We start from the raw sequence: 23,419 nt of genomic DNA on the forward strand, positions 1-23,419 counted from the left end.
ATAGCAAACCATCTATCTGTACATCATTCACATACGGCGTCGAGAGTGCATACATTAGCCTAGAGATAAGCACGAGGAGGATATACATGAACCGTATAAAAGCGCAGTGGGCCTACAATTTTTATCGATCAGATAAACCGATTCCTTATGAGGAAGTGGAAGACCACGGAGATGCCGTTGATCTGATTGATCTGCCTTCTGATATTCAAAAAGAGCTTCAGGCGGCGATGCCGCAATTCTTTATCACAACGCCAGACCCCGAACATATCGAGTATGAATTGGTACCTAATGAAAGTGAGTTCGTTCTTCCTGCCCTTCAGCCATTAACGGAAATAGAACAGATCAATAAGAGGTTATTTGCCATCAAAGTTCCAGAATTTAAAATTGCAGCATGTAAAAATGCTTTTAAAACCCCATTTGGCAAAGTGAAATTCACTTACCCTTGTTTAAAAAGACGTGACTCTGAACTAACGATCTATGCATATATGAAGTTTCCAAACCATTTGGATCAATTTATAATAAATGAATTACAAGGTTGCTTTGACCTCGCTTCTAATGCAGCGAATGAAGTGGCTGTGGAAGCTTTCCATTCAGGCAAAGGTTCACCGATCGAAAGAGTCATCAAGGCCGTACCTGCAACGATTGAAGTGTTTAAATCTACATTTATTCATTGTGTAGTCAATGCGGAATCTTGGAAGATCATAGAAAATGATGTGGTGTACGGCGTTGATTTTGATCAAACCCGATTAACTGACTGGTATTAAAATGACAGGGCACCTCTTACATGAGGTGTGCAATAGACTGTAGACAAACTAGTTTAAACTAGTTGCCTGCAGTCTTTTTTTTATTTTACCTATGTACTTAAGTGGATGTAATCAGCCCCCAGGCTTTAGGAAAATTCAATTCATTCAAAAAAACATATGAATAAATTTTTATATCATGATAGCATTCGAAATGCACCTAATATAGTTGAAAGAGGAGGAAAGAAGAAATGAATTTTGATATTGAAACTCTGCCAAGTGTTCGCATTGCCTATGTACGACAAGTAGGCCCATATGGTTCTGATAACAACCAGGGAATGCAAAGATTAAAGGAGTGGGCAAAGGAAGAAAACCTGCTCACTGAATCTGCGGTCCTGTTCGGAATTTCGCAGGATAATCCCGAAACAACGCCTCCTGAACAATGCCGATATGATGCTTGCATTGTCATTCCCCAAGATTATCAAATGAATAATATCATTAGTGAAAGTGAGCTGCCTTCTGGTGACTATGCTATTTTTAAGCTAAAACATACAGCAGAAGATATTCAGAAAGCTTGGAATCAAATCTTCCCTGCGATACAGAGCGGAGGATATCACATGGATAACAAACCGATGATTGAAAGATACAAGGGTCATATGATCTTGGATGATTATTGCGAAATATGTGTGCCTGTAAAAACCGATATAAATTAAGTAATCCACGTTACAAACCGGGATCAAGAGCATATCTTATCTCCGGTTTGTTTGCATTTTAGTAAACAAAAGTGCTTCGATCTTAGAATGAATAGGTAATAATATAGAAAATATTGGCTTTGTTTTTAGCTGATAATAAGTTAGCCTTAACAGGGTGAATTTACCTCAGGAGGAAGACAAGTTGTCAAAGAAATCATACATTATCGTATTTATTATACTTTTGGGTGTAATCACAATGATTTACACAAGGGTATATAAAGATGCCGAAATAAAGAATAACCAAAAGCATGAACTTCTGATGTCTTTGTACAAAGAAAAGGATGATACTGCCTTTCTATACATACTGGAACATACGGTATCATCCATTCCACTTGCCGACACATTAGAATCTATAAGCAACACGAAGAAAAATGAGAGACCTGCTAATGTTCAACAATTCATTGAAACTGCCAAAATTCAAGCGACAGAGATTGATGAGCAGTTATTTCTGCTTATAAAATTTAGCGGGTATAATGATAAATTTATTGAGGAATATATGAATACGGGTGGAGAAACGGATACAAAATCTGATGATCCAGATCTATCTTTTTTAACTCATAGATTGACCTGGAATCCCATTCGAACCATTAGTTATGGTTATTGGAAATCGAATCCCAAATTAGATGATAGAACTCGTGAATATTTATTATCGTTAGCAGGTGAGCTGCGATCTATGAATGAAAAACTTTCCGAATCAAAAGAGATGGCAACTTCGATGGCTTCTTCTTCAAATTATCCAAGTAACGTAAAAAGATATCTTTTAAAAGAAATACAGCCTTTTATTCTAAATATAGATAAATTGAACCAAGATTTTTATTCGGATTTGAGGATTGCTGGATAAGGACAACAACGGTCAGATCACAGACTTCTTTATCGTTGATCAATCTACAGATTTTACAAGATAGTCTTATGCAGAAAGGAAAATCATACGATGTCAAAGGTTTCGAAATTTACGATTATCGGTTTAATTATACTTTTGGGTGTGAATACAGTAGTTCTTACAATGGTATATAAAGACTCCGAAGAAAAGTACGACAATCTAAAGTCACGGTATCAAATGAAAAATGATTCTGGCTTCGCGTACATATTGAAGAATGCCGTATCTCTGATTCCACTTGCTGAAACATTGGAAGACATTAGCAACACAGCAAAAGATCAAAGCCCTGCTAAGGTTCAACAGCTCATTGAAACTGCTAAAACAGAGGCAGAGCAGATCGATGAGCAGATACTGACACTTATTGAATTTAGCGATGACTATTCGAAAGATAATGATCAAGGAATTGTAGTTAATAATTCTGCCATGATCTCAGAGGAACAATATGAAATGTTCGGTCTCGCTTTTAGTGGGGTATGGAGTTCTGTACGAACGATAAGCTTTTATTATTGGAAATCCAGCCCCAAAGTAATAGATGAAGGTACACGTGAATATTTACGGTCGATGGCTAGTGAGCTGCGTTCTATAGACGAAATACTTTCTATGCTAAAGGAAGAATACACCACCTCGTTTAACTCTTTTTCTAACGCGAAATATGCTAAAGCTCAATTAGTAAGTTTATTAAAACCGCATCTTATAAAATTAGATAAGATGCAGGAAGCGTATTTTTCCAATTTGACTCCGGTCAGCCTTTAGGGTGAGCCGAAAGACTGGTGACCTGTTGAACGAAATATAAGAAGCGAGTGTCTTAATAAGGAGTACTCGCTTTTTTTATATTGACTAAGAATCACTAACTTACCTTCCCATATTTCTTAGTACCATCATTAAATTAGCTGGCTTTTCTGCGAGTCTCCTAGTGTAATAGGGATACCACATCGTTCCGTAAGGTACATAACATCGCACCCGATATCCTTCCTCTGCTAGTTTCACTTGTTCCTGCATACGAAGTCCATACAGCATTTGAAATTCAAAACGGTCCTTCGGAATATCATGTTCTAGAGCATATTGTTTCGTCCATCTTATGATCTTGTCATCATGAGAAGCGATAGCCGTGTAGACATGGTGATCCAGATGCATCTGGATGATTCGTTTGTACTGCCAGAGTACATCCTTCGTATTCTGATAGGCGATGGAAGAGGATTCTTTATAAGCTCCTTTTACAAGCCGGAGGGGAATGCCTTGATCTATACAATCCTCTACATCTTGTTCCGAACGGTACAAGTAAGCTTGAATCACGGTGCCTACATTCGTTAACTGTTCCTTGTGGAGCTTCCATACGATTTCTAAAGTAGCATCCGTGTATGGCGAATCCTCCATATCAATCCGGACAAAATTCCGGTGGTATTTTGCTTCCCGAACCACGGCACGGATATGTTCATAACCAATCTCTTTATCTAGAGCGAGACCCATTTGCGTTGGTTTCAAAGATACATTCGCCTCTACACGAGAGTCCGCAATTGCTTTGATAAGCCGAATGTATTCGTTACGATAGCTTAACGCTTGATCAAGCTTTGTTATTCCTTCCCCTAAATGGTCTAATGTGGCCATGATTCCCTTACTGTTTAGTTTCTTTACTTCTTCAATGGCTCCTTCCAAATCACTTGCGGCAATGAATTTTCTCGCCAAGGACTTGCCGTATCGTAAGGTCAACTTCTCCACTAGGGGATTACCGGAGACGGTGAGTAAGGTTTTTCGGTATAGTTCGGTTCCTATTTTCATGGGTATCAACTCTCCTTCTACGTTTCATATGTATGGGGGAAAGTCAAGATGAATACATATGAAATACAGAACTCTTCTCATTTCGCTTACAACAAAGCAGGGTGCTCATACGCTAGCCAATTGAGAACAAGCCTGACCAGTAATTAGAAGGAGGCACAAATATGCCCGTTCCATTTCAAAATGAACCCTTTACTGACTTTGGTGCTGAAGGAAATCAGACATTGTTTAAAAATGCGCTAAGGCTGGTTGAATCCGAACTTGGCAAGCATTATCCGCTGATCATTGGCGGTAAGGAAATTGAGACCAAAACAAAAGCCATCTCCATAAATCCTTCCCAGAAAGATCAGGTGATTGGGAGTTTATCTCAGGCGGGTGAGGAGCAGGCAGAGCAAGCGATTGTCACAGCCCAAGCGGTATTTGAACATTGGCGCTATACGACTTTCACGGAGAGGGCGAGATACTTATTCAAAGCAGCAACACTGCTTCGCCGGAGAAAGCATGAATTCTCTGCCTGGATGGTATATGAGGCGGGGAAAACGTGGGGGGAGGCAGATGCAGATACGGCAGAAGCCATCGATTTTATGGAATTCTACGCCAGGGAAGCTCAGCGTCTAGCGCAGCCGCAGCCACTGGTTCATATTGAAGGGGAAGATAATGAGCTATACTACGTGCCGCTGGGGGTAGGAGTGATCATTCCCCCTTGGAACTTCCCGCTTGCGATTATGGCAGGCATGACCACGGCTGCTATTGTATCGGGCAATACGGTGGTGTTGAAACCAGCCAGTACGACTTCCGTTATTGCCGCAAAGTTTGTACAGCTCCTGATCGAAGCAGGGGTACCAAGCGGGGTTGTGAATTTCATACCCGGGGCGGGGAGCGAAATCGGTGACTACCTTGTCGATCATCCACTGACCCGGTTTATTAGTTTCACAGGCTCAAGAGAAGTGGGGCTGCGGATCAATGAACGGGCTGCAAAAACAGCCCCCGGACAGAGATGGATGAAGCGAGTGATTGCGGAAATGGGCGGCAAGGATGCGATTATCGTAGATGAAGGGAGTGATCTCACTGCCGCGGCAGAAGCCATTACTGCCTCCGCATTTGGTTTTGCAGGACAGAAGTGTTCTGCTTGCTCACGAGCGATTATTCATGAGAGCGTATATGATGAAGTGCTGTCCAAGGTCATTGAGCTTACTCGGAAACTCAAAGTAGGCAGCCCGCTGCAGCCGGAGACAAACGTCGGACCGGTGATTGATCCGCATGCTTTTCGAAAAATTCAAGACTACATCAAGATCGGAAGAACAGAAGGGGAGATTGTCCTTGGAGGAAAGGCAGAGATTAATGATGGGTATTTCATCGAACCAACGATCATTGCGGGGGTAAGTCCTACTTCGCGTGTATCGCAAGAAGAGATTTTTGGCCCTGTCGTAGCATTTACGAAGGCTTCATCCTTCTCAGAAGCACTGCGGTATGCGAATAATACGGAATTTGGGCTGACCGGCGCGGTATTCTCCAGAAACCGGACTCATCTGGAACAAGCCAGATCCGTCTTTTTTGCAGGTAACTTGTATTTCAACCGAAAATGCACGGGCGCATTAGTAGGCGTGCATCCTTTTGGTGGATTTAATATGTCGGGAACAGACTCCAAAGCAGGCGGACGGGATTACTTACTTTTGTTCACACAAGCCAAACTTGTCTCTGAAAAATACTAAATTCCTAATCTAATCCGTGTAAAAAAGAAGCCATGCCCTCTACAGAGGAAACATGGCTTCTTAATGTTCATTCTAGCGTGACCTATCCCATATGAAGGAAACGTTCACCTGCAATACCTGGTGTCGTCATTTGTTCCGGATGCATAATTTCTTGGAGTTCTTCGATTGTCAGCAGTCCTCGTTCTAAAATAATGGAGGTAATCGTCTGCTTGGTACGAAGCGCTTCTTTCACGATTCCAGCCGCCACATCATACCCAAGATGCGGATTCAGCGCGGTAATCATGGTGAAACTTTGGTCCAGCACTCGTTTAATATGGTCACGGTTCGCATCCAGTTCCTTAATGGCAAACCGATGGAATACATCCATTCCGTTATTCATAATCTTGAGCGATTGCAACAGGTTAAAGGCAATAACCGGACCCATTACGTTTAGTTCAAACTGTCCTGCACCGCAGGCCAGCGCGATCGTATGATCGTTACCGATGACCTGGAATGAAATCTGGTTCATGACTTCAACCATCACGGGATTTACTTTACCTGGCATGATGGAGGAACCTGGTTGTCTTGCCGGAAGCAGAAGTTCTGAGAAACCTGCTCTTGGACCGGAGGCCATAAGCCGAATGTCGTTACAAATCTTGGACATATTAACGGCACATACTTTGAGTGCAGCGGACATCTCCAGATACGCATCCGTATTTTGTGTAGCATCTACCAGATCTTCTGCAGTATATAAAGGTAAGCCTGTAATCGCACCGAGATGTTCGGTCACTTTTTGGATATACGCCGTTTTTGCATTTAGCCCCGTACCAACAGCCGTTGCTCCCATATTAATGGAAAGAAGACGTTTGGACGCTTCTTGAAGTCGTTCCATATCTCTAGAGAGCACTTTCGCATAGGCGCCAAATTCTTGTCCCAGTCTAATCGGAACAGCATCCTGCAGATGCGTTCTTCCCACTTTGACTACATCATCGAATTCTACCTGCTTTTGGACAAACCCGCCGTGAAGCTGCTCCATCGTCTGTAAAAGCGTCATTGCATGACGATAGGCTGCAATCCGCAGGGCTGTTGGGATTGCATCATTGGTAGATTGGGACATATTTACATGGTTATTCGGGTTACAGTGAAAATAATCGCCTTTCACTTTAGATAGAAGCTCAAGTCCTCGATTGGCAAGGACTTCATTCATATTCATATTAATGGAGGTGCCTGCACCACCCTGAATGGAATCAACGATAAACTGATCCAGAAGTTGACCTTGCATTACTTCTTCTGCTGCTTTGATAATCACTTCTCCGATTTTCGGCGGCAGCATTTTCATATCCATGTTAGCCATCGCTGCGGCTTTCTTCACAGCGGCGAGAGCAAATATGAGTTCTTTTTCAATAGGTACTCCGGTAATAGGGAAATTATCTACCGCCCGCATCGTTTGAATGCCATAGTAGGCAGACGCAGGAATACTCAGTTCACCAATAAAATCTCGTTCAACTCTTACCGTTTCAGACACAAACGTTCCCTCCAGTAGGAAGCTATTATGATGTAAAATATAGCTTGCGATAGTTTATTGTAAAATATCATCTTTCCACCAAGCAATAATAGTATACATCAATCAGACCTAAAGTTGGTAATAAAATGAAAGCGCAGTCTTTTTATCTCTATAAAATATGATATGCAATGAATCTACCAAAGTGACGAGGATACCAGACCGCCTAATTCATAGATATACATACTTCGTCAAATAACAAAAAAGGGACTGAATCGATTCCATTTTGCTGATTATTTGTGTAATATTTCCTTTAGCGTACAGCCACTTATCTGTTCCGTTATTTCGGTTGGCTCTCAGAGATTTATTCCAATGTAAATAAAAGATCGGGGGAGCAGAGTGTATTTCATCTCACGTGATTCGTCTATATTTGATCCCTTTCATGCCGGGACGTTTGAGTATATGTCAGGTTCTCATGTTACTGTGCTTCTCATTATTTTCGCGCTGCTTTTATTATTGTTCTTATTTAGGTTTCGGTTACGCCGATCACCTCTGCTGAAAGAACTGTTAAGGTGGAGTCTTGCTGCCATATTAATATTATCGCAACTCACGCTCGAAATATGGTATCAAGCTTTTGGACTATGGGATATAAAAAATACGTTGCCGCTTGAACTATGCAGCCTTACGCTTATTTTATCGATTCTGATGCTGTTCACGAAAAGCAGAATCCTGTATATTTTTGTATTTTATGCGGGAATATGCGGAGCACTGGCTGCCTTGCTCACCCCTAACTTAGCTTATGCTTTTCCGCACTTCCGGTTTATTCAATTTTTTATCGCCCATGGAGCGATTATTTTGTCTGCTCTTTATATGTCGTGGATCGAGAATGAAAAATTATCATTTACATCGGTACCGATCGGTTTTGTCATGCTCAATGTGGCGGCCGGTTTCGTGTGGCTGATCAATCAGATGACAGGAGCGAATTACATGTTCCTCTCACATAAGCCGGATACGCCATCTATCCTGGATCTGCTGGGTCCCTATCCGTTTTATATCGTAATGGAAGAAATACTAGCGCTTATTCTTTTTCTTATGCTGTATGTACTTTTCTTCTATCTTCCTTGGGGCGCAGTGAACCGGGTAGAGGAGAGCAGGGAGGACGATGTTCATGAAATCGGGTTCTAACAAGAAAGATGGAAATATGGAATGGGGAAAAACAAATAGTGAGTACCTCACCCTGTATCCCGTAAGCGGGATTAGACTGAATGCAGGGATTCTCGTACTATTTTTCCTTAATTTATTTTTGGTCATCCCTGTATTAGGCGTACCGTATCAACCGATATTTGCCTATATCCTGTTACCGCCGCTTGCTGTTATGAATATATGGGCTTTTGCTTTGATTGCTGCCCCGCGTAAGCTTCAGCTGAACTACGTCTTATTCAGAGGTGTATTCGGTATTGTCAGTTCGCTCGGTTTCGTCATTGTGACTCAGAAGTTTGCTTACGCAGGGCTCGATTTTAAAACACCAATGTACGCTATCGGTTCTTTTGCTGCCTACGGTTTTGCATTATACCACTACATCAAGTCTCATCTCAGGAAGCTCAAATCACCGGGTAAAATGAAGAAGCAGGAGAGAAGTATACCAAGGGTATCCATAGCCGTATTAACGGGGGTTGGTTATCTGGCTGCGAATCTTTCGCTCATGTTTGTAACAGAAGAAGTGGTTACGATCGTACTCATGTGTGTTTACTCTATGCTTACTTTTGTTATGTTTCATTTCATATGGGAACTGCATCGTTATTATTGGCTCAATAGAAGAACAGCAGGTACAAAAAAACCTCCGATCTCTGCCGATTTGCAGTAGATCCGGAGGATTCATATAAAATATAGGTAACCTTGAGTTTAACCTCGAAGCAGGGATTCGGCTCCATCTACATAAACTTCCGTACCCGATACGTGAGAGGCTTCATCAGAAGCAAGGAACAATACTAGATTTGCGACTTGTTCCGGCTTACCGGCTTCACCAGCGAGAGGATGACCGCCCTCAGGATACTCGACAGGAATTTGAACTTCTTCCAAGTCCTCAGAGCGAGTCGTCTTACCGTCAATCTCTGTGTCAATTGCACCTGGGTGAACAGAATTCACACGGATCTTGTATCTCGCCAGCTCCAGTGCAGCCATTTTCATAAATGCAGCTTGCCCCGCTTTTGTTGAAGCGTATGCGGAGAAACCAATGTTCGAGAAGACCCGGTTCCCATTAATGGAACTGTTAATGATAATGCTGCCTCCGTTATCTTTCATATAAGGAATTGCATATTTCACGGTAGCGAATGTTCCGCGCATATTGATACACATCGTTTGATCCCAATCTTCCACTTCCATCGTTTCAATAGGGGCGAGCTTGCCGTTTACTCCAGCATTGGCAAAAACAACATCGACCTGGCCGCCTGCAAGTTCAGCTACTTCTTTCATTGCGCGTTCCACCATTTTGGGCTCAGAAATGTCACATTCGACTACGTCAGCGCGGCCGCCGTTTTTCTCGATTATTTGTTTTGTTTCCTCAGCTTTTTCAACCGTCCGGTCCAGTAAAAATACACGAGCTCCTTCTTTAGCGAATCGAATGGCTGATGCCTGACCAATACCGGAACCTCCTCCAGTTACGATTGCGAGCTTGTTTTCTAGACGTAGTGTCATTCTCTTTTCCTCCCTTAATTTTAGAATCTATGTGAGTGCTGATCTAATGTGTTTTCTTATGTACGGTAAATACCCCGGCCAGAGGATATTTGAATCATAATCAAAATAAATACAAAATCCCCGCATTCTCTTTGTAAAAAAGAGCGTGCAGGGATTTAGGTTTTGCTACCTATAGATGAATTTACAAACAGGCATGTCTTATTTGAATTTTTGCCATTCCATCGAACTATTCTCGAGCAGGTGTTCAAAATCGTTATCCAGTCGTTTTTGTTCTGCTTTTTTCTTCTCTTCTGCAATACGTTTGGCCTCTTCCTGACGAGCAGCTTCAGCTGCTTTGATCTCGGATGCTTGTGCCTTGAGCTTCCCGAGAACTTCTTCACTAAGCAAATCTTTTAGTGTGGCTGCACTTCCTTCATGAGCAGAAGACCGCTGTGCAGACTGTGAAGGTCTTGTTCCATTCTTTTTCTTCACCATGACGATCCCTCCATTTCGCTTCTGTAAAAAGTATAACAGGAATCGTAACGTGTTGAAACTGATTCTTGGTTGAAATATACACCGTTTCTTCACGAAAGCATAGTCTAAAAAAGAGAACAATGGAATAGTTATAAGAAATAATGATAGCGCTTTCTTTGAAATAGTGTAAAATATAGAAACAAGAAGAGAAGACAGAGTATACAGCTTATTTTGAATACCGATACTACGACTAATTAAACAGTGAAGGGGTCGTTGATATTGGAAGTGAATAATACACAGCTGCTGAAAGGGTTAATGTGGGGCACCATTCTCAGTATACCGCTCTGGATCTCGATTATGGGTTGGGTTCGCATCTTGTTTTAAAATATTTGTTTCTCGTGTAACACATACATGGCATTGTTAAAAAAAAGACCGGCAAGCATAGAGTAGGGGACTAAAACCCATTTATGCTTGTCGGTCTTTTCATTATTGAATCTTTTCCGGTTCCGGATAATCTACACCCAGCGTATCTACGGTTACTTTTGTCATAACTGGTGGATTTACGGGCCGATCATTTTTTCCTGTTTCAAGACTTGCGATTTCATCAACCACATCCATACCTTCTGTTACTTTACCAAAACTAGCATAAATATTATCTAAATGCTCGGAGTCGGCTTGTACAATAAAGAACTGTGAGCCTGCGGAATCCAGATCATTTGAACGAGCCATAGAAATGACACCTCGGGTATGAAGCAGGTGATTCTTCACTCCGTTACTTGTGAATTCACCCTTGATACTATAGCCGGGGCCGCCTGAACCTGTACCTTCCGGATCTCCACCTTGAATCATAAAATTCGGAATCACACGATGAAAGATCGTACCGTCATAAAATCCGCTGTTAGCCAGCGAGATGAAATTGTTCACTGTATTAGGAGCAACCTCCGGATACAACTCTAAGACGATCTTTTTGCCATTATCCAGTTCAATGGTTGCGACCGGATGAGAAGCATCTTCGTTTGGAATGCCAATGCCTCCGAATTCAAGCTCATCATTTTGCACTTCATCTTGTCCACAACCCGCAAGTACAAGCAGAAGGGCGGAAACAATAAATAGAAGTTTGAAACCTTTTGATCTGACGAACATACAAGCTCCTCCTTGATTTATGTCGAATATGATTATCATACCCCAAAACAGGACACACAGGAAAGAACCCTATCCAGATGGAAAGGGCTTTTTCTCTCATTTTACTATTTTAGGAACAAAACAGTAACCAAGATGTGGAATATTCGTTTATACTATTTAAATGAATCAATTTCATAATACCTTTAAATAGTTTACAAAAATGAGTTTAGAGACGAGCTCTGGTTTTAGGTTTGATCAGGATTGCCTACTCCATTAATCAGATCGGTTCCATGCATGGCATCGGGATCAGGGGATACGGGATCAATGGGACTGTCTTTTGCAATCTCATCTGCATCGGGTACAGCAGCAAGATCCGGCTCGGAAGAGCGAAGAAGTTCTTCGTTAGGAATATTAGATTCTTCTTCCGCAGTGTCATCTGCCAAAGAAATGGGGCGAAGATCCTGCATAACTCCTTGCTCAGCTGTCTCCGCATCTGCTGGGTCCGTATCTTCATCAAGACTAATCGTCTGCTCAGTATACGTATTCACATAATCCAGATCATCTTCTGGTATCATATCCGTATTTTCTGTCTCTTGATTTAACGTCTTATACCGGTCATAAGCAAAATCCGCTTCGCTTGTTCTAGGTCTATTATCCATCATGAATTCTCCTTTCCGATGTGGATGTTATATACTGTCCTTCTAGAACATAGGGAATACATATTTTACGAGGAAATACAGTAGTCCAAAGAAAATAATGATGTAAGCCGCATACTTGATGAAAGTTGATGCTACTAAACTAGAATCGGATTTTTTCTGAACATCTCTTCGTTCAACCTCTACATTCCGATGTGATTCATTCATTTTCGTCTCCTCCTTATCTTCTCATAACCTATGCTCACAGTACGTTCTTGCCCATTCTTAAACCTCTTTGAGGCAGCTTGAAACAGGGGAAGAACAGAGGTAATGAAGTAAAGAGGAATATGTTCAGAGAAAGGGAGAAGTCAGCAATGAAGTGGTTTACTTTTGGAAATATGTTAGAAACGATTCGAATTGGACAAAAAGCATCAACACCTGGTTTTTCAAGAACAGTCATTCGTACGCCAAGCGGTTTATATTGGACCGGTGGCATATGGAATGGCAAAGTTGTGGAGATCAGGGATTATTTATTTTCAGACATATGGACGATATACGAAGATGAAGAGAGTTTGGTATGGGAAGAGTACAGAGAACCTATGGAGCGTAAGATTGTAGAAATGATTACGAATCAATATGAGGAAGAACGAGCACAAAGACGAGAAGAAAAAAAAGCGAAATCAACTCAGACGTTATGGAAAAATAAAGATGTGTTTTAATCCTTTTAAGATAAATTCAAGAAAAGGAATTCATCATACTAACTGAATTATTGAGGTGTGAATAATGAAGATTGTTCCTAGGGTATCGGCTGTTATCATCTTGTGTTTACTATCGGTACTCTTCTTATTACCACCGACCGTCAGTCATGCAGCAGAGGAAGATGAGCCCCGAAAATTAACTTCATGGGAGATGGTTTGGCCTCAGAACCCGGCAGATAATACGGTGGATAAGCTGGTTTCTGGAAGGTATGAGTGGACAACCATTCAAGCTGGTTCCTCCATAGAACAACAACTGACGTCCTCGCCGCATACAGCCTGGATCAGAATAAAGCTGCCCGAGGACGTAAAAGATAATATGGCCATTTTTTTTGAGCGTATCTATGGTCAGCAGATTAGAGTCTATAAAGATGGACAGATTTTGTATGAGCAAGGGACTCAGCATCAATTTAATAGAAACCCGTTATTGATACCCTTACATGATCAAGATGCCGGGGGAACAATTGTTATCTGGACCCATAGTGATTATTTTAAAGTCGGTGTCGATCCGGCGATATGGATCGGTTCTTCTGCCAACCTGAATAAGAAATATGTGAGCGATGGGATAGATGAACTGGTCCTTGGGAGTATACTGCTCGTTTTGTCAGTTGTCATCATCGCATTTTCGATGTTTATGTATAAGTTAAAATATAAGTTATGGCTTGGAATATCCATACTAATTGGGTGTTTAGGATTTACCATCTCGATGAATTCCAGCACAATTTATACTTTTTATCCGGATATGACGCAGCTATTTTACTATTCCTTTTTAATTTGTTTTGCCATAGAACTGCCTGTGCTTGCCTACTGCTTTGAACAAATATTTACTTCTGATGAGGCAAATGCAATCATTCGCAAGCTGAGAAACTATCTTATGGCTTATACCCTATTTTATATATTCTGTACGGTAGCAAGTCTGCTATATCCAGAAATGTTCCTCTTTATGAAGTTTATAACAGGTCCTGTTTTTGGGGTGATTTATGTACTGGAACTGTTAGTCTTGTTATATGTGACGATCAAAGAGGCGATAAGAGGTGAACAGGGGGCAACCTTACTTTCCGTTGGCTTTGGTTTATTTGCACTCACCACCATAACAGAATGGATTTTATATTACTCCGTACCTTGGTATGAGTTAGATATATCGAAATGGACCATTTTTATTTTCGTCTGCTCGATTTTGACGGTGAAAGGTCAACGGTTGCTTGGCAAGTATGAAGAAGTTGTGCGTTATACAGAGGAACTGGAGGCGGTTAGTAATGAACTGCAGCGCTCTGAGAAAATCAAAATCATCAGCGAACTCGCTGCCTCAGTTGCTCATGAGGTGCGTAACCCACTGCAGGTCACACGTGGATTCTTGCAGCTAATGAGCAAGCAGGATGATGACAAGAATAAAAAGTATGTAGGCATTGCACTAGAAGAACTGGACAGGGCATCGGACATCATTAATGATTTCTTAACTTTTGCGAAGCCTGAATTTGATCATATTGCACTTATTAATCTATCTGAAGAGTTCAATCATATTGAAGGAGTCCTTATTCCGATGGCGAACCTCGAGGGAGGCATCATCATCATGGACATCCCAAATAACTTGTGGATCCGCGGCAATTCTTCCAAGTTCAAACAGGCTTTTATTAATATTATGAAGAATAGCATTGAGGCACTGCAAGGCAGTGGAGAAGTGAAGGTTAAAGCTTATCTTAAAGAAACGGAAGTCGTGATTCATGTTCAAGATAATGGAATAGGTATGAACCAAGAGGAACTTGTGAGACTGGGTGAGCCTTACTTTTCTAATAAAACAAAAGGAACAGGACTCGGTATGATGGTGACCTTCCGGATTATTGAAGCGATGGAGGGCACGATTGAATATAGCAGTGAAAAAGAAGTAGGAACAGAAGCGGTAATCCGCTTTCCATCAGGAGTATAACAAGCTTACTTCTACTTATTTTTCTTGCAATGGATAAAAAAGGGGTCTGTTCGTCCACAATAACAAGGTGTAAGTAATATAAGCACCAGGAAGGTGGACAATACAGATGAAGAAATATCTCGCTAGAATTGCATCTGCAGCATTGCTTGGATCTTTACTCATGGGACAGGGCAGTTATGTAATGGCGCAGCCTGACGTTGTACTTACGGAGACCGAGAAGCAGAATACGGCGGACTGTGGACATACAGGTCATTACCTGTATTTTATGGAAGAGACGGCTAAGATTCTAAAGATAGATATCAAGATGCTTGCGGCAGAGATGCAGCAAGGAAAGACAATTGCTGAGATTGCGAAAGCGAAAGGCATGACAAGTCAGCAGCTTGAAGAGCAATTAAAGCCAGCTGTGGAGCAGCGTGTCGATGAAGCAGTAAGTGCAGGCTGTTTGTCCAAAGAACAAGCGGTTTCGATGAAAGAATCGATAAGCGAAAGATTAAATAAAGTGATTCATACACCGATTAGTGAGCTGAAACAGAAACATACTAGCCGCGGCAAAGGACAAAGTAAGATTAACCGGGAATCTATAGCCAAGTTTCTTGGAATTACGACAAGTCAGCTTGATCAGGAGCTGAAGCAAGGGAAGTCGTTAGCGGAGATTGCCAAGGCGAAAGGGATCAGTGAGAAGCAGCTTATTGATCATCTGAAAGAAGAATTGACACCAGATCTAACGAAGTTCATTCATCGTAAAATGAAAATGAATCCAAGACCAGGCCATGAAGCCTTGTCTCCCGAAAAAAGCTGAACAAGACTCTCATCTACTTTACCGTATATACACAAAATAAAACGGCCGGTTCTCCACTCCTTAGCGGGGGAAGAACAGGTCGTTTTATTTATGTAATGGTTTAGAATGAGTAGATTTGCTTGACAGTATCCGCTTCTGGAATTAGTATTTTTCCTTATACTGCTAATTGAGGTGGGGTTTTATGAAAAAGATAATTCGATTCAGATATATCTTACCGTTTTTATATTTTTGTATTGCACTGTTAGACTGGACGGAACTGGATGTTGCTTGGAATATTGATGATAAAAACTTGATGATCTTTTTTACGAGCCCACCATTTTTATTCATTAATGATATTAACTCCGCTTTTCATTATATGGTGCTTATCTATCTTATCAGTTTACTCGTGTGGTTTGGGGTGGGATATCTGATGGATATCGTGATAAGTAAAATTGCAGATTTCATAAGATCGATGAAATAGAATTAGCTCCACTTAAGTCTGTTCAGGAGTCGATGTTCTACACTAAAATGGGGAGTAGGAGGCGATATGGGATGTTTTACCGCAGAGTAGGAAGCAGCGGACTGAAGGTTAGTGAAATCAGTCTTGGAAGCTGGCTTACATATGGAGGATACGTGGAACGGGAAAATGCCATTCTCGCCATTGAGGAAGCGTACGATCTAGGAGTCAATTTTTTCGACACGGCAAATGTATATGAACAAGGGGCTGCAGAGGAGCTGATAGGGCAAAGCCTTGCTCCTTATCCAAGACATTCGTACGTTCTTGCTACAAAAATGTATTTCCCCATGGGAGAAGGACCCAATGATCAAGGATTATCTCGCAAGCATATCATGGAACAGGCAGACGCGAGTTTAAAACGTTTGGGACTTAGCTATATTGATATTCTCTACTGCCACCGGTTTGATCCGGAGACACCGCTCGAAGAGACTTTGCGTGCGCTGGATGATCTGGTTACCCAAGGTAAAATTCTATACATCGGTGTTAGCGAATGGACGGCAGCTCAAATGGCAGAAGCCCACACCATCGCAAACCAATATCTGCTGGACCGTATCGTCGTTAATCAGCCCATGTATAATATGTTTGAACGATCCATTGAAGATGAGATTATTCCATTCGGCGAGGAAAAAGGAATCGGACAAGTCGTTTTTTCGCCCCTGGCTCAAGGTTTATTAACTGGGAAATATAATTCGGCTACAGAACTTCCTGAGAACAGCCGCGCGGCAAAACTGGATTTCGTTCGTGATGGGATAACAGAAGATAAGATTGCAAAAGTAAAACAGCTGGGCAGAATCGCTGAGGAACTCGGGATATCTATGTCCCAGCTGGCGATTGCCTGGATTTTAAGACAAAAGAATGTAGCTAGTGCACTTGTCGGAGCAAGTCGCCCGCAACAAGTTGCGGAGAATGTCAAAGCTTCCGGCATAAAGCTTTCAGCAGATGTACTGCAGCAGATTGAATATATACTTAAGTAAATAAATGAATCCATTTCAGAATCCCTATTGTTCTTTTCATCAGGACCATATTTAGGTCAAAATGGTGTAATCCATAATTAACGAGGAAAAGCCTCACTAGAGTTATGCACCTGTGCATAACTCTAGTGAGGCTTTCTCTATTTGTTTATTCTGTTAAAGAATTGGTGGCAGGTGCCTTCATTCCAGGTTCGATCTTATCCAGCTTCGTGGTAGTTATTCTTCTCCGTCCAAGTCCCACCAAGTAACGAGAAAATGGCAGACAAGACAGTCCATAACTAATGAAAAGAGAGAACACGGCCGTTAGTGCGAAGGTAAGTAAGGTGAATCCAAGATGGTAACCTGCCAGTTGAAGCGGTCTTGTAAAGAACGAAATCCAGTAAATCACGAGTGCATGTACCAGATATCCACCAAAGGAATATCGACCAATCCATGTAAAGAGTTTATAGAATTTGCTCTTCACAGATAGAAGATGCAAGATACCGTAGATCAGAAACATTTGCGATAAGATGAGTACAAATGTTGTTGGTTTTAGATAAGTGGAGATATTTAAATTCATCGTTTCTCCAGAACCCCGCAGTACATCATAGGCAAGATACACAAAGAGAAGGATGGATAGCAGGGCATTCCAAGGCAGTATTTTTACCATAACGCTCCGGAACCGATCAAGCATGAATGCACAGACAGCGCCAAGAATGAAATAGAAGATATACATAACAAAAATACTAGTACGATGGTTAAGCAAAGTCTGTCCTATTCCTGGGGTTACTGCCCACTGTCCCATACGATAATAGGACAGATATAGAAGATAGCCATAGGCAAGACCGCTAATCAGCAAGATTGCGAAGACTATTCTATTTTGTTGTTTGCAATCCATTTTTTTAAGCCTGTTTTTGATCTGAATTGCAATCCTGCGAAACAATGGAAACAGCAGATAGAACTGAAAGACCATAATAATAAACCATAGGTGATACCCAGCTTGTGGTGCAAACAACTCTCTAACCAGACTCTTCCAGGTTCCTGCATCCAGCCAATTGGTATACATCGTCAAACGAACCGACAGCCAGTATACCAAAGTCCATAGAATAAACGGCACATAGATATCGCCAAACCGTTTACGAATGAAAGAAGGGTAGTGCAGTTTTTGCTCATAATTATAGAACAGAAGCACGGCGGATAGAAAAACGAAAGTCGGCGTTCCAAATCTTGTAAGATGATATATGAACATGAGCATGATGGAATCCGCGGGGAGGATATCTGCTCGGTAAATATATTCTGCCAGACTATGCTGCATGACAATCGCTAGAAAGGCAAGCCCCCTAAAAGGAGTCAGCTCCTCAATTCTTGGTTTCTTCAGGGTAATTAACCTCCAATCTGGGCAAAGGAAACTTGCCCATTTCCTTATTGTAATGAACAAAGATTAAATTCAAATGAAAAAGATTTTCCCGTTAAGAATTAACAATTTGGTAACGTGGCGGCTCAGAGAAATAAATAGTTACAAAAAGGTTAAAATCAATATTGAACTTCTTGTAACCTTTGATGAACCGGTTCCAAAATTACTAGCAATTGTTTCCATTGGTGAGAACAGATACGGGATACATAGGTATAAAGAACTGTACAATATATTATTTTTATAACGTTTATTTTTATTGATTTATAAAGGGTTTAATTCATTTTATTAGATAAAAATAGCAGTAAATTCATGGAATATTTCCGGAGAGCGCACTATAATTTTATAGGTATTAAGAACTACATATATCAATTCGAATTTGTTACTAAAGTCTGATGATGAAGATTGTTTCCTCGCCTAAAATGGGACAAGTCAATGGTCACTGAAGCCATTAGAATGGACAAAAACTTATGACTTCTAGGAGGATTACGACATGAAGGTTACAAAAAAGATACTTACTGCATCCATTGCGGCAGTCCTGTTACTTGGAACAGTGAACATGCCTGCTTTTGTAAATCAAGCCTACGCGGCAACGACAACATTAGAAGTAATCTACGGTGTTAACTTTAGAAAGGGACCAAGTACTTCTTCTGATGTTATCCGGATGCTTGAAAAAGGTGAGAAAGTTACACTAGTTAGTAAAACTAACTCAAGTTATTGGAAAGTAAAAGATTCTAAGGGTGTTACGGGTTATATTTCTTCCTCTTCTAAATATACAAAAACAGTTAGTGGATCATCCCAAAGTGGAAGTAACGACTCATCGAGCAGTTCATCCAGCAGCGCAACCGTGGAGAAAGTCATTTCTGCCGGCATGAAATATCTAGGTACACCATACAAGTATGGTGCAGACCGAAACAGTACGAAATATTTCGATTGTTCTTCCTTTGTACGACGTGCTTTTATCGATGGTGCGGATATAACGCTCCCAACGGATTCTCGCAAACAAGCTACTTATGTAAAAAATAAAGGAAAGACGAAGAGCAGCATCTCTAGTCTAAAACGTGGAGATCTAATGTTCTTTATGTCCTATAAAGGTTCAAGTTCTTCTTCTTACTCTGGGATTGATAAAAGTAAAGAGACTGTGACTCATGTAGGTATTTACCTTGGAGATAATAAAGTGCTGCATACGTATTCCACTGACTCCGGCGGTGTTCGTGTCGATACGATTACAGGGAAGCACTGGCAGTATCGTTTCCTATTCGGAGGAAGCGCACTATAACAATAAACCAAAAAGACAACTCTTCAAACAAAGAAGAGTTGTCTTTTTATTCATTATTCTAGGCTCACTCATGATAGAACCGCAAAATAATGTTTTGATTGTAGTTTCCGAAACCCTCACCATATAAGGTAAGTCCACCCACATGCTTGGCGTCTTCCGCCGTAGCAAGACGAAAAGTCCATTGATTTCGGTTCACCGGAATATCTGTGATGGTTACATCCGACATTCGCTGTCCATCGATGAAAGTACCCATAGGGGTTACTCTAATAATCTTCAAAAGTCCATATTGGTTCACATCATCGAGCCACCAATCTGGTGTAAATACACCCCGCCCATGTCCTGAATCACCAGGACTTGTCCATATTCCAAGTTTCACGCCGTTTAGCGTAAAGTTGATATCAGACGGCCAGTTTGGATTCACACCTGGCGCTTCTGAGCCAATCTCGAAGGAAAGTTCAATTTCGGTGAGTGAATGACCTTGTAATACGTAATTTGGGATTTTGTATTCTACATACCCTTTACCAAACCAGAGGATATGTGCATTCACTCGTTCGGGGTCAAGAAAGTAACGAGGGTCATCATATTGACCGATTACTTTTTCCGTAGTAGACAGCCCGCAAGTAGGGTGAACTTCACATTCCGTATAATGACCAATCGGAATGGACACTTCTTGATATTGACGAGAATTTTGCGCTTTCTGCGGCATCGTAATTTCAATCCAGTCCACAGAAAGGGAGTTGATTTTATGTGTGCCGCCATTTTTTCGAATCATCTTGGATTCCGTTATGCCGACTTCCTCCAGTTTACGAACATGCATCGTAACAATGGCACTGCTTAGGTTTAATCTTGCTGCAATCTCTTTGATATTGAGCGGCTGCTCCGCAAGTAATTTGATTATGGAAAGACGTACATTGCTAGCCAGAGCTTCATAAAGAGGAAGCCACTTTTCATCTGTATTTGCTCTAATCATTTAGATTCTCCCCTGAACGTTCAATAGTTATTATCAATTATTATAGAATTAGCATTCATATAAATCCAATGTTTTTTGAAAAAATAGATTTAAGAGGGTTGATTTTATACTATAATTGGATTTTAATATAAAGTAAGCGGTAACAATTTATAGTAGAATTAATTTTTTTATTAATTTAAAGAGGTGAGAAGCTCATGGGAAACAAGGCAAAGATGGTTGTAGATAAAGATTTTACAATTGGGGAAGTAGATAAACGTATTTATGGATCTTTTATTGAACATTTAGGACGTGCTGTATACGGCGGGATTTATGAACCTGGGCATGAAACGGCAGATGAGTCTGGGTTCCGTGGGGATGTCCTTGGGTTAATTCAGGATCTTCAGGTACCGATTGTACGTTACCCAGGCGGGAATTTTGTATCCGGTTACAACTGGGAGGATAGTGTAGGTCCCAAAGAGGAACGGAAACATAGACTGGAGCTTGCTTGGAGAACAACAGAAACAAATGCTTTTGGATTTAATGAATTTGTGGATTGGGCGAAGAAAGCCAATACCGAAGTCATGATGGCAGTGAACTTGGGTACACGCGGGATTGATGCAGCACGTAATATTGTAGAGTACAGCAATCATAAATCAGGCTCGTATTATAGTGACCTGCGTATTAAACACGGGTACAAAGAGCCGCATAATGTAAAGACATGGTGTCTTGGCAATGAGATGGATGGACCGTGGCAGATTGGTCACAAAACCGCAGAGGAGTACGGCAGAATCGCCTTAGAATCTGCGAAAGTAATGAAACTGGTCGATCCTTCCATAGAGCTTGTTGCCTGCGGCAGTTCGAGCATTCATATGCCGACATTCCCTGAATGGGAAGCAACGGTACTAGACCATACGTATGATCATGTAGAGTATCTTTCTTTGCATCAATATTACGGAAATCGGGAACAAGATTCAGCTCAGTTCCTGGCACGTTCACTAGAAATGGATCAATTTATTGAAACGGTAACGGCAACTTGTGATTATATCAAAGCTAAAAAACGCAGTAAGAAAAAGATGTTCCTTTCCTTTGATGAATGGAATGTATGGTTCCACTCCAATGATAATGACAGAAAGATCGAACCTTGGGGAATTGCACCTCCTCAATTAGAAGATGTATATAACCATGAGGATGCACTGCTTGTAGGCTGTATGCTGATCAGTTTGCTGAAACATGCAGATCGTGTAAAAATGGCATGCCTCGCGCAGCTTGTTAATGTCATTGCTCCGATCATGACGGAGAATGGCGGCGCAGCATGGAAACAAACAATCTATTATCCGTATCTCCATACATCCGTGTACGGCCGTGGTCAGGCACTCGTTCCGCTGATCCAATCACCTAAGTATGATACAAAAGAAATTACGGACGTTCCGTATCTGGAGGCAATTGCGATACATAACGAAGAGGCGGGAGAAGTCACGATCTTCGCTGTCAATCGTCATTTGGAAGAGTCGCTTCCTGTAGAAGTAGATTTGCGCAGTTTCGGTGACTGCCGTCTGATCGAACACACGGTACTGGAGTCAGACGATCTGAAAGCAGTGAATACAGCAGCGAATCCAAACCGCGTAGCTCCGCATACGAATGGAAATGCAGTGGTAGACGGAACAACCGTTTCTTCACAACTTGGAAAAGCCAGCTGGAACGTGATCAGGCTCAAAGTGAGTGTATAAGAAGTACACACTATTTATTCTTTTTATTAAAACCTCTGCTCCGGGAATCTCTCGGGGCAGAGGTTTTTCTAATCCACAGAATATATAGAATCGTACTCTAAGACTTGTTTACATAGTGATGTATAGCATCTCTTAGAAACTGGGCTGCGCCGGGGCCTGCCTTATCATCATAATAAGAAGTAAACCGCTCATCTGCTACATACATATCGGCAAGGTTTTGATATGCCTCTTCGGAGAATTTGCTCCACGAATACATCAGCCACTGTTTATGTTTCTGTACTATCTGTTCTGCTTCTTCAGATGCGGGGCTGTTTGTCTCAAGTGCTTTTTTCAGTGAATCAATGATTTCGACTTCAAGAGTCTGCATATGGTGATAATCTTGTTCACTCATTCCTCTTAATCTGGCGTTGCTTTCATCGATCTCGCGGTCTCCATATTTCTCTCTGATCTCAGCACCGTAGTTACGTTCATTCTCCCGAATTCGCTCGGCTTTTAACCCTTCAAATTTCTCTTTGTCTGGCATCTTTATTCCTCCTTCTTTACTCTCAATAGTTACCTTCACCGTATGGAGCAATTGTTCAAGATGATCACGTTTTTGAGTGAGTTTATGATAATGTGCTTTCAAAGCAATCACGGGGTCAAAATCAGGATGTTCCAGAATCTTATGAATTTCATCCAGACTCACTTCCAGCTCACGATAGAACAAGATTTGCTGAAGCCGGTCCACCTCTTTCTCTCCATAAATTCGATAGCCGGAAGAATTAATTCGGGCTGGCGGCAATAGTCCAATCTGATCGTAGTACCGGAGTGTGCGCCCGCTGACCCCAGATAATTCTGCCAATTGATGAACGGTGTATTCCATGATGAATCCTCCTTACAAATCTCATCCTA

General features: G+C 41.4%; 24 protein-coding genes. 14 read left to right on the forward strand and 10 right to left on the reverse strand.

Going from position 1 to position 23,419, the window contains the following annotated elements; all coding sequences use genetic code 11:
* Positions 1–86 precede the first annotated feature (86 nt).
* The 4 genes from KJS58_RS12295 (at position 87) to KJS58_RS12310 (ending at position 3,122) form a co-directional block, all read left to right on the forward strand.
* On the forward strand, positions 87–764 hold the full coding sequence (locus KJS58_RS12295; RefSeq protein ID WP_213532810.1) for a hypothetical protein: 678 nt from the start codon (positions 87–89) through the stop codon (positions 762–764).
* Between the two features lie 227 nt (positions 765–991).
* Positions 992–1,453, forward strand: coding sequence for an AraC family transcriptional regulator (locus KJS58_RS12300; protein WP_213532811.1), 462 nt, complete (start codon positions 992–994; stop codon positions 1,451–1,453).
* Positions 1,454–1,634: 181 nt separating this feature from the next.
* Complete coding sequence (locus KJS58_RS12305) at positions 1,635–2,333, forward strand: hypothetical protein (protein WP_213532812.1); 699 nt, start codon at positions 1,635–1,637, stop codon at positions 2,331–2,333.
* A gap of 90 nt (positions 2,334–2,423) precedes the next feature.
* Complete coding sequence (locus KJS58_RS12310) at positions 2,424–3,122, forward strand: hypothetical protein (protein WP_213532813.1); 699 nt, start codon at positions 2,424–2,426, stop codon at positions 3,120–3,122.
* A gap of 99 nt (positions 3,123–3,221) precedes the next feature.
* Here the strand turns inward: KJS58_RS12310 and KJS58_RS12315 are convergent, their stop codons facing one another.
* Entirely contained in the window at positions 3,222–4,145 is a 924-nt protein-coding gene (locus KJS58_RS12315; RefSeq protein WP_213532814.1) for a proline dehydrogenase family protein, read from the reverse strand.
* Between the two features lie 161 nt (positions 4,146–4,306).
* On the opposite strand from KJS58_RS12315, the gene pruA reads away from it, so the two are divergent.
* Positions 4,307–5,854 (forward strand): L-glutamate gamma-semialdehyde dehydrogenase, encoded by a 1,548-nt coding sequence (gene pruA, locus KJS58_RS12320; protein ID WP_213532815.1) that lies wholly within the window; start codon positions 4,307–4,309, stop codon positions 5,852–5,854.
* 82 nt (positions 5,855–5,936) lie between these two features.
* Here pruA and KJS58_RS12325 read toward each other — a convergent pair whose 3' ends face one another.
* On the reverse strand, positions 5,937–7,358 hold the full coding sequence (locus KJS58_RS12325; RefSeq protein ID WP_213532816.1) for an aspartate ammonia-lyase: 1,422 nt from the start codon (positions 7,356–7,358) through the stop codon (positions 5,937–5,939).
* Between the two features lie 438 nt (positions 7,359–7,796).
* On the opposite strand from KJS58_RS12325, the gene KJS58_RS12330 reads away from it, so the two are divergent.
* A complete protein-coding gene (locus tag KJS58_RS12330; protein ID WP_213532817.1) occupies positions 7,797–8,519 on the forward strand; it encodes a YwaF family protein in 723 nt (240 codons plus the stop codon).
* Positions 8,503–9,198, forward strand: coding sequence for a hypothetical protein (locus KJS58_RS12335; protein WP_249717245.1), 696 nt, complete (start codon positions 8,503–8,505; stop codon positions 9,196–9,198). The genes KJS58_RS12330 and KJS58_RS12335 overlap by 17 nt, the downstream gene beginning before the upstream one ends.
* A gap of 38 nt (positions 9,199–9,236) precedes the next feature.
* On the opposite strand, the gene KJS58_RS12340 is transcribed toward KJS58_RS12335, so the two are convergent.
* The 5 genes from KJS58_RS12340 to KJS58_RS12360 form a co-directional block, all read right to left on the reverse strand.
* Positions 9,237–10,028: an SDR family oxidoreductase gene (locus tag KJS58_RS12340; RefSeq protein WP_213532818.1), complete on the reverse strand. Its 792-nt coding sequence runs from the start codon at positions 10,026–10,028 to the stop codon at positions 9,237–9,239.
* Positions 10,029–10,226: 198 nt separating this feature from the next.
* Positions 10,227–10,502, reverse strand: a complete 276-nt coding sequence (locus KJS58_RS12345) for a YqkE family protein (RefSeq protein WP_213532819.1) — start codon at positions 10,500–10,502, stop codon at positions 10,227–10,229.
* A gap of 465 nt (positions 10,503–10,967) precedes the next feature.
* Complete coding sequence (locus KJS58_RS12350; protein ID WP_213532820.1) at positions 10,968–11,624, reverse strand: peptidylprolyl isomerase; 657 nt, start codon at positions 11,622–11,624, stop codon at positions 10,968–10,970.
* Positions 11,625–11,848: 224 nt separating this feature from the next.
* Complete coding sequence (locus KJS58_RS12355) at positions 11,849–12,262, reverse strand: hypothetical protein (protein WP_213532821.1); 414 nt, start codon at positions 12,260–12,262, stop codon at positions 11,849–11,851.
* A 42-nt stretch (positions 12,263–12,304) separates the two neighbouring features.
* A complete protein-coding gene (locus KJS58_RS12360) occupies positions 12,305–12,466 on the reverse strand; it encodes a hypothetical protein (RefSeq protein WP_201450680.1) in 162 nt (53 codons plus the stop codon).
* Between the two features lie 119 nt (positions 12,467–12,585).
* Here KJS58_RS12360 and KJS58_RS12365 point away from each other — a divergent pair, with 119 nt between their 5' ends.
* From KJS58_RS12365 to KJS58_RS12385, 5 genes are all read left to right on the forward strand, one after another.
* Positions 12,586–12,957: a hypothetical protein gene (locus tag KJS58_RS12365; protein WP_249717247.1), complete on the forward strand. Its 372-nt coding sequence runs from the start codon at positions 12,586–12,588 to the stop codon at positions 12,955–12,957.
* A gap of 64 nt (positions 12,958–13,021) precedes the next feature.
* The gene (locus KJS58_RS12370; protein ID WP_213532822.1) at positions 13,022–14,917 is read left to right on the forward strand and encodes a sensor histidine kinase; all 1,896 of its coding nucleotides are present in this window, start codon (positions 13,022–13,024) and stop codon (positions 14,915–14,917) included.
* A 106-nt stretch (positions 14,918–15,023) separates the two neighbouring features.
* Positions 15,024–15,716, forward strand: coding sequence for a hypothetical protein (locus tag KJS58_RS12375; RefSeq protein WP_213532823.1), 693 nt, complete (start codon positions 15,024–15,026; stop codon positions 15,714–15,716).
* A 181-nt stretch (positions 15,717–15,897) separates the two neighbouring features.
* Positions 15,898–16,176: a hypothetical protein gene (locus KJS58_RS12380; RefSeq protein ID WP_213532824.1), complete on the forward strand. Its 279-nt coding sequence runs from the start codon at positions 15,898–15,900 to the stop codon at positions 16,174–16,176.
* 71 nt (positions 16,177–16,247) lie between these two features.
* Complete coding sequence (locus KJS58_RS12385; RefSeq protein ID WP_213532825.1) at positions 16,248–17,186, forward strand: aldo/keto reductase family protein; 939 nt, start codon at positions 16,248–16,250, stop codon at positions 17,184–17,186.
* 145 nt (positions 17,187–17,331) lie between these two features.
* Here the strand turns inward: KJS58_RS12385 and KJS58_RS12390 are convergent, their stop codons facing one another.
* On the reverse strand, positions 17,332–18,600 hold the full coding sequence (locus KJS58_RS12390; protein WP_213532826.1) for an acyltransferase: 1,269 nt from the start codon (positions 18,598–18,600) through the stop codon (positions 17,332–17,334).
* Positions 18,601–19,066: 466 nt separating this feature from the next.
* On the opposite strand from KJS58_RS12390, the gene KJS58_RS12395 reads away from it, so the two are divergent.
* Positions 19,067–19,852 (forward strand): C40 family peptidase, encoded by a 786-nt coding sequence (locus KJS58_RS12395; RefSeq protein WP_213532827.1) that lies wholly within the window; start codon positions 19,067–19,069, stop codon positions 19,850–19,852.
* A gap of 64 nt (positions 19,853–19,916) precedes the next feature.
* On the opposite strand, the gene KJS58_RS12400 is transcribed toward KJS58_RS12395, so the two are convergent.
* Positions 19,917–20,822 (reverse strand): ArsR/SmtB family transcription factor, encoded by a 906-nt coding sequence (locus KJS58_RS12400; RefSeq protein WP_213532828.1) that lies wholly within the window; start codon positions 20,820–20,822, stop codon positions 19,917–19,919.
* Positions 20,823–21,016: 194 nt separating this feature from the next.
* Between KJS58_RS12400 and arfA the strand changes: the two genes are divergently transcribed.
* Positions 21,017–22,528 (forward strand): arabinosylfuranosidase ArfA, encoded by a 1,512-nt coding sequence (gene arfA, locus KJS58_RS12405; RefSeq protein ID WP_213532829.1) that lies wholly within the window; start codon positions 21,017–21,019, stop codon positions 22,526–22,528.
* Between the two features lie 97 nt (positions 22,529–22,625).
* On the opposite strand, the gene KJS58_RS12410 is transcribed toward arfA, so the two are convergent.
* A complete protein-coding gene (locus KJS58_RS12410; protein WP_213532830.1) occupies positions 22,626–23,390 on the reverse strand; it encodes a MerR family transcriptional regulator in 765 nt (254 codons plus the stop codon).
* Between the last annotated feature and the right edge of the window lie 29 nt (positions 23,391–23,419).

Source organism: Paenibacillus sp. J45TS6, assembly GCF_018403285.1.
In the GTDB taxonomy this organism is placed as follows: domain Bacteria; phylum Bacillota; class Bacilli; order Paenibacillales; family Paenibacillaceae; genus Paenibacillus.

Bases quoted from the DNA above. Each gene is read 5' to 3' on its own strand.
- KJS58_RS12295 (WP_213532810.1), top strand. From the start codon at position 87: ATGAACCGTATAAAAGCGCAGTGGGCCTACAATTTTTATCGATCAGAT.
- KJS58_RS12300 (WP_213532811.1), top strand. From the start codon at position 992: ATGAATTTTGATATTGAAACTCTGCCAAGTGTTCGCATTGCCTATGTA.
- KJS58_RS12310 (WP_213532813.1), top strand. From the start codon at position 2,424: ATGTCAAAGGTTTCGAAATTTACGATTATCGGTTTAATTATACTTTTG.
- KJS58_RS12315 (WP_213532814.1), bottom strand. From the start codon at position 4,145: ATGAAAATAGGAACCGAACTATACCGAAAAACCTTACTCACCGTCTCC.
- pruA (WP_213532815.1), top strand. From the start codon at position 4,307: ATGCCCGTTCCATTTCAAAATGAACCCTTTACTGACTTTGGTGCTGAA.
- KJS58_RS12330 (WP_213532817.1), top strand. From the start codon at position 7,797: ATGTCAGGTTCTCATGTTACTGTGCTTCTCATTATTTTCGCGCTGCTT.
- KJS58_RS12335 (WP_249717245.1), top strand. From the start codon at position 8,503: ATGAAATCGGGTTCTAACAAGAAAGATGGAAATATGGAATGGGGAAAA.
- KJS58_RS12340 (WP_213532818.1), bottom strand. From the start codon at position 10,028: ATGACACTACGTCTAGAAAACAAGCTCGCAATCGTAACTGGAGGAGGT.
- KJS58_RS12345 (WP_213532819.1), bottom strand. From the start codon at position 10,502: ATGGTGAAGAAAAAGAATGGAACAAGACCTTCACAGTCTGCACAGCGG.
- KJS58_RS12350 (WP_213532820.1), bottom strand. From the start codon at position 11,624: ATGTTCGTCAGATCAAAAGGTTTCAAACTTCTATTTATTGTTTCCGCC.
- KJS58_RS12355 (WP_213532821.1), bottom strand. From the start codon at position 12,262: ATGGATAATAGACCTAGAACAAGCGAAGCGGATTTTGCTTATGACCGG.
- KJS58_RS12360 (WP_201450680.1), bottom strand. From the start codon at position 12,466: ATGAATGAATCACATCGGAATGTAGAGGTTGAACGAAGAGATGTTCAG.
- KJS58_RS12365 (WP_249717247.1), top strand. From the start codon at position 12,586: ATGTTCAGAGAAAGGGAGAAGTCAGCAATGAAGTGGTTTACTTTTGGA.
- KJS58_RS12370 (WP_213532822.1), top strand. From the start codon at position 13,022: ATGAAGATTGTTCCTAGGGTATCGGCTGTTATCATCTTGTGTTTACTA.
- KJS58_RS12375 (WP_213532823.1), top strand. From the start codon at position 15,024: ATGAAGAAATATCTCGCTAGAATTGCATCTGCAGCATTGCTTGGATCT.
- KJS58_RS12380 (WP_213532824.1), top strand. From the start codon at position 15,898: ATGAAAAAGATAATTCGATTCAGATATATCTTACCGTTTTTATATTTT.
- KJS58_RS12385 (WP_213532825.1), top strand. From the start codon at position 16,248: ATGTTTTACCGCAGAGTAGGAAGCAGCGGACTGAAGGTTAGTGAAATC.
- KJS58_RS12395 (WP_213532827.1), top strand. From the start codon at position 19,067: ATGAAGGTTACAAAAAAGATACTTACTGCATCCATTGCGGCAGTCCTG.
- KJS58_RS12400 (WP_213532828.1), bottom strand. From the start codon at position 20,822: ATGATTAGAGCAAATACAGATGAAAAGTGGCTTCCTCTTTATGAAGCT.
- arfA (WP_213532829.1), top strand. From the start codon at position 21,017: ATGGGAAACAAGGCAAAGATGGTTGTAGATAAAGATTTTACAATTGGG.
- KJS58_RS12410 (WP_213532830.1), bottom strand. From the start codon at position 23,390: ATGGAATACACCGTTCATCAATTGGCAGAATTATCTGGGGTCAGCGGG.